This is a genomic window from Streptosporangium album (assembly GCF_014203795.1).
Taxonomy (GTDB): domain Bacteria; phylum Actinomycetota; class Actinomycetes; order Streptosporangiales; family Streptosporangiaceae; genus Streptosporangium; species Streptosporangium album.
The window spans coordinates 2024767-2039279 of record NZ_JACHJU010000001.1 but is presented as its reverse complement, the minus strand read 5'-3'; the positions used below and the strand labels follow the sequence as shown (position 1 = coordinate 2039279).

The 14513-nt window shown below is 70.6% G+C and carries 15 protein-coding genes; 9 read left to right on the top strand and 6 right to left on the bottom strand.

What is annotated here, in order from left to right:
- Window positions 1–44: 44 nt before the first annotated feature.
- From FHR32_RS09535 to FHR32_RS09495, 9 genes are all read left to right on the top strand, one after another.
- On the top strand, window positions 45–1430 hold the full coding sequence (locus FHR32_RS09535; protein ID WP_246466728.1) for a sugar transferase: 1386 nt from the start codon (window positions 45–47) through the stop codon (window positions 1428–1430).
- Between the two features lie 2 nt (window positions 1431–1432).
- On the top strand, window positions 1433–2197 hold the full coding sequence (locus FHR32_RS09530) for a 3'(2'),5'-bisphosphate nucleotidase CysQ (protein WP_281390850.1): 765 nt from the start codon (window positions 1433–1435) through the stop codon (window positions 2195–2197).
- Window positions 2198–2216: 19 nt separating this feature from the next.
- Window positions 2217–3131, top strand: coding sequence for a sulfate adenylyltransferase subunit CysD (gene cysD, locus FHR32_RS09525; RefSeq protein ID WP_184753978.1), 915 nt, complete (start codon window positions 2217–2219; stop codon window positions 3129–3131).
- On the top strand, window positions 3131–4393 hold the full coding sequence (cysN, locus tag FHR32_RS09520; protein ID WP_184753977.1) for a sulfate adenylyltransferase subunit CysN: 1263 nt from the start codon (window positions 3131–3133) through the stop codon (window positions 4391–4393). Before cysD ends, cysN begins: the two co-directional genes overlap by 1 nt.
- A 246-nt stretch (window positions 4394–4639) precedes the next feature.
- Window positions 4640–5602 (top strand): sulfotransferase, encoded by a 963-nt coding sequence (locus FHR32_RS09515; RefSeq protein WP_184753976.1) that lies wholly within the window; start codon window positions 4640–4642, stop codon window positions 5600–5602.
- A complete protein-coding gene (locus FHR32_RS09510) occupies window positions 5599–6540 on the top strand; it encodes a glycosyltransferase family 2 protein (RefSeq protein ID WP_184753975.1) in 942 nt (313 codons plus the stop codon). The genes FHR32_RS09515 and FHR32_RS09510 overlap by 4 nt, the downstream gene beginning before the upstream one ends.
- Window positions 6540–7379: a WecB/TagA/CpsF family glycosyltransferase gene (locus FHR32_RS09505; RefSeq protein ID WP_184753974.1), complete on the top strand. Its 840-nt coding sequence runs from the start codon at window positions 6540–6542 to the stop codon at window positions 7377–7379. Before FHR32_RS09510 ends, FHR32_RS09505 begins: the two co-directional genes overlap by 1 nt.
- 68 nt (window positions 7380–7447) lie before the next feature.
- Complete coding sequence (locus FHR32_RS09500; protein ID WP_312882208.1) at window positions 7448–7816, top strand: protein kinase domain-containing protein; 369 nt, start codon at window positions 7448–7450, stop codon at window positions 7814–7816.
- A gap of 65 nt (window positions 7817–7881) precedes the next feature.
- On the top strand, window positions 7882–8058 hold the full coding sequence (locus FHR32_RS09495; protein WP_184753973.1) for a hypothetical protein: 177 nt from the start codon (window positions 7882–7884) through the stop codon (window positions 8056–8058).
- Window positions 8059–8143: 85 nt separating this feature from the next.
- Here FHR32_RS09495 and FHR32_RS09490 read toward each other — a convergent pair whose 3' ends face one another.
- The 6 genes from FHR32_RS09490 to FHR32_RS09465 are packed head-to-tail and all read right to left on the bottom strand — an operon-like array spanning window position 8144 to window position 14486.
- The gene (locus FHR32_RS09490) at window positions 8144–9046 is read right to left on the bottom strand and encodes a sulfotransferase (protein WP_184753972.1); all 903 of its coding nucleotides are present in this window, start codon (window positions 9044–9046) and stop codon (window positions 8144–8146) included.
- Entirely contained in the window at window positions 9043–10338 is a 1296-nt protein-coding gene (locus FHR32_RS09485) for a lipopolysaccharide biosynthesis protein (protein WP_184753971.1), read from the bottom strand. The genes FHR32_RS09490 and FHR32_RS09485 overlap by 4 nt, the downstream gene beginning before the upstream one ends.
- Complete coding sequence (locus FHR32_RS09480) at window positions 10326–11183, bottom strand: sulfotransferase domain-containing protein (protein ID WP_184753970.1); 858 nt, start codon at window positions 11181–11183, stop codon at window positions 10326–10328. The genes FHR32_RS09485 and FHR32_RS09480 overlap by 13 nt, the downstream gene beginning before the upstream one ends.
- On the bottom strand, window positions 11180–12079 hold the full coding sequence (locus tag FHR32_RS09475; protein WP_184753969.1) for an RIO2 family protein: 900 nt from the start codon (window positions 12077–12079) through the stop codon (window positions 11180–11182). The genes FHR32_RS09480 and FHR32_RS09475 overlap by 4 nt, the downstream gene beginning before the upstream one ends.
- Window positions 12076–13368: a hypothetical protein gene (locus tag FHR32_RS09470; protein ID WP_184753968.1), complete on the bottom strand. Its 1293-nt coding sequence runs from the start codon at window positions 13366–13368 to the stop codon at window positions 12076–12078. The genes FHR32_RS09475 and FHR32_RS09470 overlap by 4 nt, the downstream gene beginning before the upstream one ends.
- On the bottom strand, window positions 13365–14486 hold the full coding sequence (locus FHR32_RS09465) for a Wzz/FepE/Etk N-terminal domain-containing protein (protein ID WP_184753967.1): 1122 nt from the start codon (window positions 14484–14486) through the stop codon (window positions 13365–13367). Before FHR32_RS09465 ends, FHR32_RS09470 begins: the two co-directional genes overlap by 4 nt.
- Window positions 14487–14513: the final 27 nt, after the last annotated feature.

The window sequence follows — 14513 nt, the reverse complement described above, 5'->3', positions numbered from 1 at the left end:
TCGTCCAGGCGATACCGAGATCCGTGACAGCACCTCGCCCCCGCATGCCGGGCTGGGTGCGCGGATATCGAGCACGGGCCGTCGCCGCCGACATCGGCTCTGCCGCCCTCGCCGGATTCCTCGCACTGTCCGTCCGCTTCGGCGAGGTTACTCCGTATGTCACTCCCTATGTGGTGGTGAGCGCCGCGCTCCCCCTCGCCTGGGTCTGCGCGGTCGCGTTGAACCGCGCCTACGAACCCCGCCTGTTCGGCCTGGGGCCGGAGGAGTTCCAGCGGGTCCTCCAGTGCGGATTCATGCTCACCGCGGCCTCCGCCATCGGCGCCTACGTCACCAAGACCGATGTGGCCCGCGGTTACGTGGTGCTGGCGATCCCGCTGGCGACGGTGCTCACCCTCCTGGCGCGCTACGGCCTGCGCTGGCGGCTGCACCGGAGGCGGGCGCGGGGCGACTGCATGCGGCGGGTGGTGGCGGTGGGGCACCGGGCCGCGACCGCCGAGCTGATCCGCCGCTTCCGCCGGGAGCGCTACCACGGCATGGAGATCGTCGGGGTCTGCATGCCGCGCGACGGCACGGGCGACGTGGAGGGCGTCCCGGTCCTGGGAGGCCTCTCCGACGTCGCACTCGTGGTCGGGCAGATCGCGGCGGACACCGTGGCCGTGCTGGCCTGCCCGGAGATGGACGGGGTGGCGCTGCGGCGGCTGGCCTGGAGGCTGGAGAAGACCGACACCGATCTCGTCGTGGCTCCGGCGCTCATGGAGGTCGCCGGTCCGCGGATCACCATCCGCCCGGCAGCGGGGCTGCCGCTGCTGCATGTGGACCATCCCGAGATCGCGGGTCTGCGCCAGGTGGTCAAGAACCTCTTCGACCGGATCGGGGCCGCCCTGCTGCTGGTCGCGCTGCTCCCCCTTCTCGCGGGCCTGGCGGCGGCCGTACGGATGTCGGGTCCGGGGCCCGCGTTCTTCCGTCAGAGACGGGTGGGGCGGGGCGGCGCCGAATTCACCATCTACAAGTTCCGGACCATGGGCGTCGACGCCGAGCAGCAGAGGATCGACCTTGCCGGGGACGGGCAGAGCGTGTTGTTCAAGATTAGGCAAGATCCGCGTGTGACCCCGCTGGGCGCCCGGCTCCGCCGCCACTCCCTGGACGAACTGCCCCAGCTGATCAACGTATTGCTCGGACATATGTCACTGGTCGGACCCCGGCCGCCGCTGCCGGACGAGGTCGCCCGCTACGGAGACGACGTCCGCCGCAGGCTGCTGGTCAAGCCGGGGATGACCGGCCTTTGGCAGGTGAGTGGCCGATCCGACCTGTCCTGGGAGGAATCCGTCCGTCTGGATCTGCGTTATGTCGAGAATTGGTCTCTCACGCTGGACCTGCAGATCCTGTGGAAGACTTGTTCGGCTGTCGCACGAGGATCTGGAGCATACTGATAATGATTCGTGACGATCATGTTCTCGCCACGGACCTGGCGGCGGAGGCCGGTGAGAGGCTGCTGGCTCTGCGGGAGAAGGAGGGGTTCGCTGATCCCTCCAGGCTCCGCAAGGAGGGCGACGCCTCCGCGCATCTGTTCCTGATGGAGGCACTGGCACGGTCGCGCCCGGATGACAGCGTCCTGTCGGAGGAGGCGACCAGGGAGGAGCGCCTCGACCCTCGCCGCCTGCGGGCCGAGCGGGTGTGGATCGTCGACCCGCTGGACGGCACCCGTGAGTTCGCCGAGGAGGGCCGGAGCGACTGGGCGGTCCACGTGGCGCTCTGGGAGCGGGGCGTGCTGACCGCGGGAGCGGTGGCGCTGCCCGCCCAGGGTCGCACGCTGTCGACCCTGCGGCCTCCCGCGCTGCCCGCGCTCCGGCCGGATGCCAGACCGCGGATCGCGGTCAGCCGGACCCGGCCGCCGGAGTTCGTCCAGGACCTGGCCCGTCTCGCCGGCGCCGACCTGGTGCCGATCGGATCGGCGGGCGCCAAGATCTCCGCAGTGCTCACCGGAGAGGTCGAGGCCTACGTGCACGCCGGCGGCCAGTACGAATGGGACTCCGCCGCGCCGGTGGCCGTGGCCCTCGCCGCGGGAGCGCACGCCAGCCGCATCGACGACTCACCTCTGGACTACAACCAAGGTGACCCCTCACTGCCGGATATTCTTGTTTCCCTACCGGGACTAGCGCCAACGTTGCTCGCTGGAATCCGGGATCTGCACCGATAATCCCCGCTAGGAGAGTCTGATGCTCCAGAGCGACTACACAACGTCGCAGCTCGATGTCCTCGAGGCAGAGGCCATTCACATCATGCGTGAGGTGGCGGCCGAGTTCGAGCGTCCGTGTCTGCTCTTCTCCGGCGGCAAAGATTCCATCGTCATGCTCCGCATCGCGGAGAAGGCCTTCTGGCCCGCGCCGATTCCCTTCCCGCTGATGCACGTGGACACCGGGCACAACTTCTCGGAGGTCATCGAGTTCCGTGACCGCCGTGCCGAGGAACTGGGCGCCCGACTGGTCGTGGCCAGCGTGCAGGAGTCCATCGACGCCGGCCGGGTGACCGAGGAGACCGGCCGCAGGGCCTCCCGCAACCGTCTGCAGACCACCACTCTGCTGGACGCGATCGAGGACAACGAGTACGACGCGGTGTTCGGCGGCGCCCGCCGCGACGAGGAGAAGGCCCGCGCCAAGGAGCGGGTGTTCTCCTTCCGCGACGAGTTCGGCCAGTGGGACCCGAAGAGCCAGCGCCCCGAGCTGTGGAACCTCTACAACGCCAGGATCCGCAAGGGCGAGCACATCCGGGTGTTCCCGCTGTCCAACTGGACCGAGCTCGACATCTGGGACTACATCCGCCGCGAGGGCATCGAGATCCCGTCGATCTACTACGCGCACACGCGCAAGGTGTTCGAAAGGGACGGCATGCTGCTGGCCGACAGCGATTTCATCACTCGAGACGAGGACGAGCCACTTTTCGAAGCGGTGGTCCGCTACCGCACAGTCGGCGACGTGACCTGCACCGGCGCCGTCCAGTCCGCCGCCGCGACGGTCGAGGAGATCATCGACGAGATCGCCGTCACCCGGATCACCGAGCGCGGCGCCACCCGTGCCGATGACCGCGCCTCCGAGGCCTCGATGGAAGACCGCAAGAGGGAAGGCTACTTCTGATGGATATTCTTCGCTTTGCCACGGCGGGAAGCGTCGACGACGGAAAGTCGACCCTCATCGGGCGGCTGCTCTTCGACTCCAAGGCGATCTTCGAGGACCAGCTCGAGGCCGTCGAGCGCACCTCCCGTGACCGCGGCACCGAATACACCGACCTGTCGCTGCTGACCGACGGCCTGCGGGCCGAGCGCGAGCAGGGGATCACGATCGACGTGGCCTACCGCTACTTCGCCACCCCCAAGCGCAAGTTCATCATCGCCGACACCCCCGGGCACATCCAATACACCCGGAACATGGTCACCGGCGCCTCCACGGCCGACCTGGCGATCGTGCTGATCGACGCGCGCAAGGGCGTCCTGGAGCAGTCACGGCGGCACGCGTTCCTGACCACGCTGCTGCGCGTGCCGCACCTGGTGCTGGCCGTGAACAAGATGGACCTCGTCGACTACTCCCAGGAGCGGTTCGAGGAGATCCGAGAGGAGTTCAGCTCGTTCGCGGCGAAGCTGAACGCGCCCGACCTGACGTTCATCCCGATCTCGGCGCTGCACGGCGACAACGTGGTCTCGCGTTCGGAGAACATGCCCTGGTACAACGGCTCCTCCCTGCTGCACCACCTGGAGCATGTGCACATCGCCTCCGACCGGAACCTGGTCGACGTGCGCTTTCCCGTGCAGTACGTCATCCGCCCGCAGCGGGCCACGGATCCGGCCTTCCACGACTACCGGGGCTACGCCGGACAGGTCGCCGGGGGCGTGCTCAAGCCGGGCGACGAGGTCGTGCACCTGCCCTCCGGCCTGGCCACGCGGATCGCGTCGATCGACACCTTCGACGGGCCGGTGGAGGAGGCGTTCGCGCCGATGTCGGTGACCCTCCGGCTGGAGGACGACATCGACATCTCGCGCGGCGACATGATCTGCCGTCCGAACAACCAGCCGCACGTCGCCCAGGAGCTGGAGGCGATGATCTGCTGGATGACCGACGCCGGCAAGCTGGCCCCGCGGACCAAGCTGACCATCAAGCACACCACCCGCACGGCCCGCGCCCTGGTCCGCGATCTGCACTACCGGCTGGACGTCAACACCCTGCACCGCGACGAGGCGGCCCCCTCGCTCGGTCTGAACGAGATCGGACGGGTCTCGCTCCGCGTCACCCAGCCGCTGTTCGTGGACGACTACGCGAGAAACCGCCTGACCGGCGGCTTCATCCTGGTGGACGAATCCACCAGCAACACCGTGGGCGCGGGGATGATCGTCGACGCGAAGTAGGGCCCGTTCCGGTCGCCTGGTGCGCACGCCCCCCTCCGCCGCGGCCGACAACGCCCTCCCTCGCCACACCGCATGACCGGCCCTCTGTGCCGCGTCCGCAGCACGGACGCGGCACAGAGGGCCGTCCCGTCACCGGCCGGGCCCTGGCATCTACCGGGTAGATCCTTTGTCTGTTCCTTGACCGCTTGGTCACTCTCCGCGCTAATCTCGGCACGTTCCGTATCCGTCGGGTAAGGATTCGTGCCTGTGTCTGATAGTCCCTCCCCAACCCGGGTCGTTTTCGTGGGCGGCCTCGGCCGTAGCGGCACCACGCTGCTGGAGCGCCTCCTCGGCGAGGTGCCCGGCATCGCGCCCCTGGGGGAGGTCGTCCACCTCTGGACGAGAGGCGTGCTCGCGGATGAGGCCTGCGGGTGCGGACGGCCGTTCGGCTCGTGCCCGTTCTGGTCCAAGGTCGGCGAGCGCGCGTTCGGCGGCTGGTCGGAGAGACTGGCCCACCGGATGCTCACTCTCAGACAGCAGGTGGACCGGACCCGGCGCATCCCCACCCTGGCCCAGCTCCTCACCGAGGAGCAGGCGGGCACCTCCGCCGTGTGGCCGTCTCCCGGCCTGACCGGACTCGGGGAGTACGTCGCCGCCCACCGCCGCCTCTATGACGCCGCGGGAGAGGCGGCCGGTTGTCCGATCGTGATCGACTCCAGCAAGCACGCCTCCCTGGCCTTCTGTCTGGCCGCCGCAGGGGTCGACGTGCACGTCGTGCACGTCGTCCGCGACCCCCGGGCGGTCGCGCACTCCTGGGGCCGGCGGGTCGCTCGACCCGAGGACGGCCGTCCGATGACCCGATGGTCGCCGGCCCGCACCTCGATGCACTGGCTGGCTCAGAACCTCAGCCTCGAACTCCTGGCACGCAGAGGCGTCTCCGTCACCCGGGTCCGCTACGAAGACCTTCTCGAAGCCCCCGCCGGCACGCTCAGGCGTCTGGTCGCCAGGATCGGGCTCCGGCCCCGTCTCGACTTCCTGGCCGGGAGCGAGGCCGAGCTCTCGATGGCCCACACGGCCTCGGGAAACCCCGTGCGCTTCACGGTCGGCCGGATCGGCCTGATTCCGGACGACGGCTGGCGCACCGCCGCCTCAGCCCGGCACCAACGCCTGGTCACCGCACTGACCTGGCCACTCATGAACAAGTACGGATACCTCGGGAGGCTGGCGTGAGTCAATCGGTGGGCGTGGTCATCCCCACGCGAGGGCGTCGGCCCGACCAGTTGCGCTCGGCCACGCGTGCCGCGCTCAGCCAGGACCACTCCGGGCCGATGGAGATCGTGATCGTCGTGGACGGCGGTGATCCGGGACTGGTCACCGACCAACTGGCCGACCTGCTGGCCAGCCGGGCGCTGACTGCCCGGCAGGAGGAGACGGTCCCACGCAGTGTCCGGGTGGTCGCCAACCGGCTCTGCCCCGGCCTGCCGGGGGCGCGCAACACCGGCATCGCGGCACTCGGCACCGACCTGGTGGCCTTCTGCGACGACGACGACCAGTGGCTGCCCGGCAAGGTCGCCGCGCAGGTCGCCGCGTTGGAGGCGGTTCCGGCCGCGGAGTTCGCCAGCTCCGCCATAGAGATCGAGTACGGCTCGCGCCGCGTCACCCGGCTCGCCGGGACCGATCTGGTCACCCGGGCCCACCTGCTGCGCTCCCGCATGGTGATGGTGCACTCCTCGACGTTCCTGTTCCGGCGTGGCGCGTTCTGGGTCGACGAGAGCGCGCCGGGCGGCCAGAACGAGGACTGGGACCTGGCGTTACGCGCGGCCGCACGCCACCCGATCGTGCATGTCGACCGTCCTCTGGTGCGCGTCCGCTGGGGCGGTTCCCTGTACGCGACCCGCTGGGCCGACCGGATCGCCGGGCTGGAGTGGATGCTCGCCCGGCACTCTGATCTGGCCGTGGATCCGCGCGGCGCGGCGCGGGTCTACGGTCAACTCGCCTTCCACCACGCGGCCCTCGGCCGGCGACGGGAGGCGGGCCGCTGGGCCTGGCGGGCCTTCACCGCACGGCACGGCGAACCCCGTGCCCCCATCGCGCTCGCCGTGGCGGCCGGCCTGGTGTCGGCCCAGGCCGTGCTCAGCACGTTGCATCACCGCGGGTACGGCATCTGATGGCGCTGCGGGCCATCCACGAGGCGCTGAGCGTCCCACACCAGCGGCCGCGGCCGGACAGGGCCACCCGCAGGCGCCTGCGCCGCAGGGTGCATGTGGCCGGTCTCGCGCTCGACCCGATGACCGAGGGCGAGGTCGTCGACCACGTGATCGACACACTGAAACGGGGAGAAGGCGGCCATCTGGTCACCCCGAACGTCGACATCAGCTGGGCCGCCGCCCGAGACCCCGACGTACGAAAGATCATCGAGGGCGCCGACCTCGTGGTGGCCGACGGCATGCCACTGGTGTGGGCGGCGAAGCTGCTCGGCACGCCCCTGCCCAGCCGGGTCGCCGGCGCCGACCTGATCTGGTCCCTGACGGAGGCCGCCACCTTCTACCGCTACCCGATCTACCTGCTCGGTGGCCCGCCGGGGGTGGCCAGACAGGCGGCCGACCGTCTGACCGGCCGTTACCCCGGACTGCTCGTCGCGGGAACGGACACCCCGCCGTACGGGTTCGAGGCCACCCCCGAGAATTACCCCGGCCTCAGGGACGCCGTGGTGGCGGCCGGCCCCCGGCTGGTCTTCGTCGGGCTCGGCTTCCCCAAACAGGACCGGCTCATCGCGATGCTCCGCAAGGACCTGCCCGGCACCTGGTTCGTCGGCTGCGGCTCGGCCATCGCCTTCGCGGCCGGCGCGGTGCGCCGGGCGCCAACATGGATGCAGAGGGCGGGGCTGGAATGGCTCTTCCGGCTGCTCAACGAGCCGGGCCGGCTGGCCCGCCGCTACCTGCTCCACGACCTGCCGTTCGCGCTCTGGCTGCTCACCTCCTGCCTGTTCCGCCGACTTTTCTCCTGATCGTCCACTTATGACTGAGATAACCTCATGGTGAACACCAGCCGGGCGAACGGCTGCATTCGCGGCGCGTGAGCACCGTCTACCTTGCGAAAGGGCCAGAAGGCGAGCACGTCGCGATCAAACTGCTCCATGCGGGTCTGACCAGAGCCGGGCGGTTCCTGGCCAAGGTTGAGGAATTCCGGCAGGTTTCCGCCTTCTGCACCGCCCAGGTCATCGAGACCGGTACGTTCGGCGCCCGGCCGTACGTCGTCAGTGAGTACATCGACGGCCCGACCCTTCAGGAGGCCGTCGAAGAGGGCGGACCGCTGCGGGGTGCGGCACTGCACCGGCTCGCGATCGGCACGATGACCGCACTGGTCGCCATCCACCAGGCCGGGATCGTTCACCGTGAGCTCAACCCCGGTAACGTGCTGCCACGTCAGCGGCGAGAACCGTAAAACCCAGGCCGACTTCATGTGCGTGAAATACCGGCCGGCGGCGGGCGACATTCCCGATCCCCGCCGTGAGTAGATTCATCGGCTGGTACAACGATGCCCACGTCATGCTCGTCGACGAGACGGAAGATCCCCACCGGCTCGTCATCGCCGACATGAAAGGGAAGGTCGTCCGCGTCCTCGCCGACATCCCCCGGCAGGAGTACGCAACCGGCAGGCTCATGATGCGGTTCACCGCGAGCTGATCGGCCTCCACCGCCGGTTGCGGCCAGGATGCTCCTGCCATGGCCCGGAGCTGTCACACGCCCGGGGCGGCCGGAGACGGAAGGACTACAGGGTGGTCAGTTCCCTGACCCTGCGGATCTCATCCGAGGTCAGGCGTCCGGCCGCCGCGGCCAGCGCCTGGCGGGAGTCCATCGGCCGGTAGGCGGTGCGGGACAGACCACTCCAGGCGAAGCCGCCGGTGCCGGTGGCGGCCGCCGTACACGCGCGGGAGATGCGCTCCTCGGCGCGGGCGGACCATGTCAGGCCCGACCACTCGTACAGGTGACGGAAGCCGCGCTGCGGGGCGGCGGCCAGGTCCTCGTAGCGGGCCAGCAGGATCCCCGGATGCCGTGCGGCCAGGTCGGTGGCGACCGTCCGGGCCGCGCGCCACAGCGCGACGGCCTTGACGACCCTGTCCTGGCAGCCCACCAGTGGGCGGAGCGCCTCAAGGTGAGGGTGGTCGCGGAGGAGCAACGGCTGTTCGAGCAGCTCATGGAAGTAGATCGTCCAGCCGAGCCGCTGCCAGCTCCCGACGAACGACACGGCGTCGCGCAGCAGGATGACCACCCTGCAGCCCAGCCGCTCGGCGAACCAGCCGGCCGAGAACAGCGCGAACGGGTCGTCCAGCAGAGCCCGGCGCCCGGCCAGCCGGCCGAACGTGAAGGCGGTGCCGTACCGGGCCATCCGGGCCAGGTCGTACGGCGAGCGGTTGCGGCGCAGCTCGGCGATGAACCGGTAGCGCAGCGCGACCGTGTCGGTGAAGGCGGGCAGCCAGGCTCCGTCGTTGTCCGGGCAGATGTACTGGAAGCGATGGGCGACCTGGGCGTTGAGCACCCCGGGGGAGCGCCCCGGCGGGCGCTGCGGGTTCAGCGGCTCGTTGACGTAGACCAGCTCACCGCTCGCCGCGAGCATCTTGCCCGTCCAGCTCGTCCCGCTCCTCGGCAGCCCGGTCACCAGGACGGGTGTCATCGCACCCGCCACGACGTCAGTGCGGCCAGGCTGTGGACGCCGAAGGGGCGCAGCCCGTAACGGCGGTGGATCAGCCACAGGGGGAGCAGGTTCTTGACCAGCATGCCCCCGGCCCAGCCGAGGGCGGCGCCGAGCGCCCCGCAGGCGGGGACCAGCGCCACGTCCAGCGCCACGGTCACCGCGATGGCGGCGACCAGATTGGCCAGGCTGGAACCGGTGTGCCCGGCGGAGGTCAGCACCACGTCGGCCATGCCGCAGGCGGTGGCCAGCATCATCGTCACGGCCAGCACGAGCGCCACCGGGACGCCGGAGGCGTAGTCACCGCCGAACAGGTCGAGCAGCCACGGCGCGAGCACGGCATAGCCCAGCCAGATCGGCCAGGTCAACAGGACGAGCCACATGGTGGCCGACTGGTACAGCTCGCGGGAGCGCGCCAGGTCACCACCGGCCAGCGCACGCACCAGCCGCGGCTGCACGGCCTGGGCCAGCCCCTGGTTGACGAGCTGGCCGACGACTTTGAACCGGGTGGCGGCGGTGTACACCGCCGCCTCGACCGGTCCGGCGAGCACCGCCACGACCACGATGTCGAACCGCTGGAACACCGCCTGGATCGCGGCGGCCATCGACCGGGGCCAGGTGTAGCGCCAGAAGTCGTGGGCGGTGCCCGGCAGGTGGTGCGTGTACGGCAGCCGGCGGCGCAGCCAGAGCACCGACAGCACCAGGACAGGCAGGGACGGCAGCGCCCAGGCCGCCGCGAGCAGCGGCACCGACTCCGCGCCCGTCAGCACCACGGCACCGATGAGCACGAGCTGGGTGACCGGCTGGAGCATGCCGTCCAGCAGCACGGTCGGCCGCATCGCGCCGGACCCGCGGGTCGCGGCCACCACGATGTCGGCGCAGACCATCACCGGCAGCGCCGCGGCCAGCACCCGGACCGTGGGGTCGGGCGCGGCCAGGGCGGCCGCCGCCCCGACGAGCAACGAGAGGATTGCGACGGGGACGAGCGCCGCGCGGACGTAGCCGCGGGTGCAGCGGTATCCGAACGGCCGGGACCGGGCGATGAAGTAGATCAACCCGTTGCCGGCGTCCATCCGCAGGATTCCGCCGGCCATCAGGCAGAGCGCGGTCGCCGTGAAGAAGGTGCCCGCGGCCTCCTGCCCGGTCCCGCGGGTGACCAGAACGACCACCCCGAACTGCGCGGTGGCGCCGATGCCGGCTCCCATCAGCCCGGCCAGCCCGCCCCGCGCCACCCCGGTCAGGCGGGGCAGGCGGGTGGAGGTCAGCGCCGCCATGTCGGCTCCGTGCCGAGCCACGAGGTCAGCAGGGTGTCGGATTCCTCGAAGTGGTCGGTCAGCTCCCGGCGCAGCGACTCGGGCATCGGTGCCGGCCGGGGCCGGGCGTTGTGCCGCTCGAACACCGGATCGCCGATGTGCGGCAGCCCGAGGAACTCCAGCACCCGGTCGTAGACGACCTCCGGTTCGGAGAAGAAGCGCCCGCTGTCCAGGACGAGCAACCGGTCCCGGCCGATCAGCGCCTCCAGCGGGGCGAGCTGCCCGGCATAGCGGCCTCGTGCCAGGTAGGCGTGGTGGCGGTGGGAGTGGTTCAGCGAATAGGGCGACGCGCGCAGCCCCTCCACCGCCCCGGCCAGCCTGCTCTCCTCCAGCTCCACGGCCCTGGGGAAGGACGCCTCGGTCTCGAAGCCCCGCGCCAGCTCGTGGGCGTGGGCGGAGAAGGCGCGTTCCACCGGGTCGCGGACCAGCACGATCACCTTCACCCCGGGCAGGTCCCAGGCGATCCTGGAGCAGGCGAGCGGGTGGAACAGGTAGTAGGGCGACGACTCGAAGGCCTGGGGCCGGCAGCCGTACCGGTTTGCCAGCCGGGAGGCCGTGGCCCGCAGTGGGAAGTGCGCGCGATACCAGAGGAGGCCCCGGCCGTAGGCCACGTCGAAGTAGTGCACGCCCTTGTGCAGCACCGGCTTGAGGATCAGCGGATGCTGGGCCAACGCCCGGTAGAGGGAGGTGGTACCGGAGCGCTGCGCCCCGGCGATCAGGAAGGAGGGCAGCACCCGGCTCCGGGCGGTGAGGCGTCCGGTGGTCCGCGAGAGGGCGTGGACGGAACGCTTCAGCCTGAGCTTCACGTGAGGGTCTCCTGGAAGTCGACGACGGGGTTGAGCCAGCGCTCGGGCGGCCCGAACGGGGTGTGACCGTCGGCCGCGTGCCGGTCCGCCAGCGCGATCAGGTAACGGATGGCGGTCAGCTTGGCCTCTGCGGCCGACAGCCCGAACGGCGCGAGGACGGGCAGGGCCTGCGCCAGGCAGGCCCGTGCGGCGGTCACCGGGTCGGCGCGGCGCAGGGCGCGCTGGAAGAAGTGGTGGACGGCGTCGAAGCCGGGTGGCACCCCGGTGGCGAACCGTTCCCAGTCCCAGACCAGCAGCCGCCCGTCCGCTCCGCGCGCGATGTTCCACGGGGAGAAGTCGCCGTGCCAGGCGGACCCACGGTCGGGAATCCGGCTGATCTCGTCGATGGCGTCGACGAGCAGGTCTGCGGGGATCCGGCCACGCCGTACGGGGAGCGGGCTGAGCGCGAGCACGGACAGACCGCGCCAGGATCCGTGGTGCAGCACGGACGGCGCGACGACGGTCTTCAGCGGCACGCCGGCCAGCAGGTGAAGGGTCCGTGCCTCGTTCGCGAGGAGCTCGCGGACCCGGTCGGTGTCGCCGATCTTCACGAAGGCGGCCAGCCCGTCCGGGGTGTGGGCCTCCAGGATGGGCTTGCGGTTGATCCGCAGGGCGGGCCGGACGTGCAGCACGACCCGGACCGGGGCGCTCAGCACCTCGCTGAGGTAGGTCGCGATCGTGGCCTCCCCCGACGGAACCATGATCTTCCTGCCGGGATGCCACCAGGCGCGGGGGGCCAGCCTGCGGGGGAGAAGGGAGTGGGGGAGCACGCTGTAGGGCCGGGCCTCGCCGGAACCGGGGAACAGCAGGTCGAGGGTCTCGCCGAGGTAGCGCAGCCGGACACGGGCGTCGCTCATGTGACCCCGCCCGCCATCCCGTTTCTCCAGAGCAGCGCGAACGAGATCAGATACAGGCTGAGCGGCGTGACCAGCCCGTCGTAGACGAACATGTAGAGCAGGGTCAGGATCATCACCAGGACTCCGGCCAGACCGATCGGGCTCCGGTCGTGCCAGTGACGGCGGATGGCCCCGGTGAAGAACGCCACGTAGAGCGCGGCTCCGACGAACCCCTGCGTGATCAGCAGGTGCCAGAGCTGGCCGTCGCTGCCCAGCGGGGGATGGCCGCAGGTGTCACACCAGTCGGTCTTCCCCGTGGTGACCGTGCGGTGGTTACCCGTCGCGTTGCGGGTGTTGCCGTAGCCGATGACCGGGGAGGTGCCCGCGGCGGCGACGGTCGCCGACACGGTGAAGGCGCGGATGTCGTTGCTGTGCGGGTTGTCCAGCCGCTGGGCCACCATCGCCTGCAGCGGGCTGAGGAAGAACACCAGCGCCCCGCAGGCGGTGGCCGAGCAGACCACGACACGGGCCCGCGTGCCCAGCCGCAGGAACAGGTAGGCGACGGCGACGCCCAGGCCGATCCAGAGGCCGCGGTTGAGGGAGTAGACGATCGGGACGGCGGCCAGGGCGATCAGCGGGGCCACGGCCAGGCGCCTGCGCGGCCCGCCGTACACCCACCAGCCGACCACGAACCAGATGAGCAGCACCGAGATGTTGCTGCCCCAGGCGTTGGCCCACTCGAACGGGGCCTCCGGGCGAGGGGAGGCGTGGCCGAGGACCTTCTGCACCTGGGCGGTGGTGGGGTGGATCAGGTTGTGGACGAAGGAGTTGCCGCTGACCCACCCGGGCAGGACCCGCTCGACCGGCGAGGTGAAGTCGGCGTGCGGAGCGATCACGCCCACGAGGCCACCCACGACGGTGGTGACGAACAGCGTGCCGAGCATGCGCACCAGCGTGAGCTGGGGCAGCTCCCGCTCGGTGAGGTTGCCCAGGTAGAGCACCATGATCATTAGTGAGATGTAGAGGAGCAGTCGCATCACGTAGCCGATCACCCGCCCGGCGCTGAACTCGCCGTAGGTGTCCGGGGGCATCTCGTCGAGCATGAGGGCGCTGACCAGGTAGCCCGCCAGGAGCAGCAGCCAGAGCCCGAACCCCCGCGGTGCCCTGATCGGCCGCCGCCGCAGGAGGATCAGCCCCATCGGCACCGCCAGCACGATCACCGACAGCCCGCCGAAGCCCAGCGCCCACCACAGCGGATATCCCACCAGCAGCGCGGCGATCGGCCACGCCGCCCGGTGCAGGCCTCTCATGCCGGAAAGACCAGCGTGTCGCTCGGGGGCGGGCCCGGCGCACGCCGGCTCCGGGTGGAGGTCCTCCTCGTGGAGGACGGGCCGGAGTCGCGGGGGTTGTAGGTGTCAGACGGCTCGCCCGGCGGGGTGACGATCGCGCCGATCACCGGGATCCCGCGTTCGTTGAGCTGCCGCACGGCCTGCGTCACCTCCCGCGAGGTCGTACCCGGCACGCTGACCAGCAGCACGGCACTCCCCGTGCCCGTCAGCTCCTTGATCTCCCGTGCGCTGACGATGTCGAGGCCGGTCAGGCGCTTTACGTCGGAGCCCTGGCGGATCCGGGTGTCCAGACGGTCGCGGCCCCAGGCGACCCCGGCTCCGGCGAGCAGCCCGAGCATGAGGCCGCTGCCGAGGTTGAGGGGGGCGCTGGGGGAGCTGGGCCTGGCCGGCGTGACCGCGTCGCTGATCACCGATCCCGGGGTGACGGCGATGGTCTTGAGCGCGTCGTATTTGACGGTGAGGTTGTAGACCTGTCGGCTGAGGACGTTCTGCCGCTGCAGGGCGATGGTCCGCTCGGCCGTGCCCCGCGCCAGCGCGGGGAGCGAGTCCACCACCGTGACCAGGCTCGCGCTGACCTGTTTCAGCTTGGCGAGAAGCGCCTTGAGCTGGGCGTCCAGTGCCTGTGTGGTGGACTCGCGCCGGTTGGCCAGATAGGCCTGGGCATAGGCGTCGGCCCCGGCGACCGCGGTGCGCGGGTCGGCGGCGGTGTAGGAGATCTGCAGAACCGAGGTGTTGGGCGGCACGGACACCTCGACGGGCCCCGGCGTGCTCTTGAGCGCGGTCTTGACCTTCTTGGCGACCGTCGCGGACTGGGCGATCTGCACCTCGGTGTCGAGGTTGAGCGGCTCGCGCTGCCGATTGGTCACCTGGTTGGTCTGTTCGGGGAGGCCCGTCGCGGCCACCAGCACCTGGGTGGAGGCGGTGTAGGCGGGAGGGGTGAGCTGGAACAGGGCGGCGCCGCCGCCGAGCCCGGCCGCGAGGAAGATCAGGAGGGTCGGCCATCTGCGACGGAGAAGGGACGTGTAGTCCGCCGGCTCTCCGCCGGAGCGGCGGACCGGGACGTCCGGCGGCAGGCTCATTATGCGGTCCCTTTCGGGCGGCGTTGA

Coding starts and splice junctions, on each gene's coding strand:
- FHR32_RS09535 (WP_246466728.1), top strand. CDS start 45: ATGCCGGGCTGGGTGCGCGGATATCGAGCACGGGCCGTCGCCGCCGAC.
- FHR32_RS09530 (WP_281390850.1), top strand. CDS start 1,433: ATGATTCGTGACGATCATGTTCTCGCCACGGACCTGGCGGCGGAGGCC.
- cysD (WP_184753978.1), top strand. CDS start 2,217: ATGCTCCAGAGCGACTACACAACGTCGCAGCTCGATGTCCTCGAGGCA.
- cysN (WP_184753977.1), top strand. CDS start 3,131: ATGGATATTCTTCGCTTTGCCACGGCGGGAAGCGTCGACGACGGAAAG.
- FHR32_RS09505 (WP_184753974.1), top strand. CDS start 6,540: ATGGCGCTGCGGGCCATCCACGAGGCGCTGAGCGTCCCACACCAGCGG.
- FHR32_RS09490 (WP_184753972.1), bottom strand. CDS start 9,046: ATGACACCCGTCCTGGTGACCGGGCTGCCGAGGAGCGGGACGAGCTGG.
- FHR32_RS09485 (WP_184753971.1), bottom strand. CDS start 10,338: ATGGCGGCGCTGACCTCCACCCGCCTGCCCCGCCTGACCGGGGTGGCG.
- FHR32_RS09475 (WP_184753969.1), bottom strand. CDS start 12,079: ATGAGCGACGCCCGTGTCCGGCTGCGCTACCTCGGCGAGACCCTCGAC.
- FHR32_RS09470 (WP_184753968.1), bottom strand. CDS start 13,368: ATGAGAGGCCTGCACCGGGCGGCGTGGCCGATCGCCGCGCTGCTGGTG.
- FHR32_RS09465 (WP_184753967.1), bottom strand. CDS start 14,486: ATGAGCCTGCCGCCGGACGTCCCGGTCCGCCGCTCCGGCGGAGAGCCG.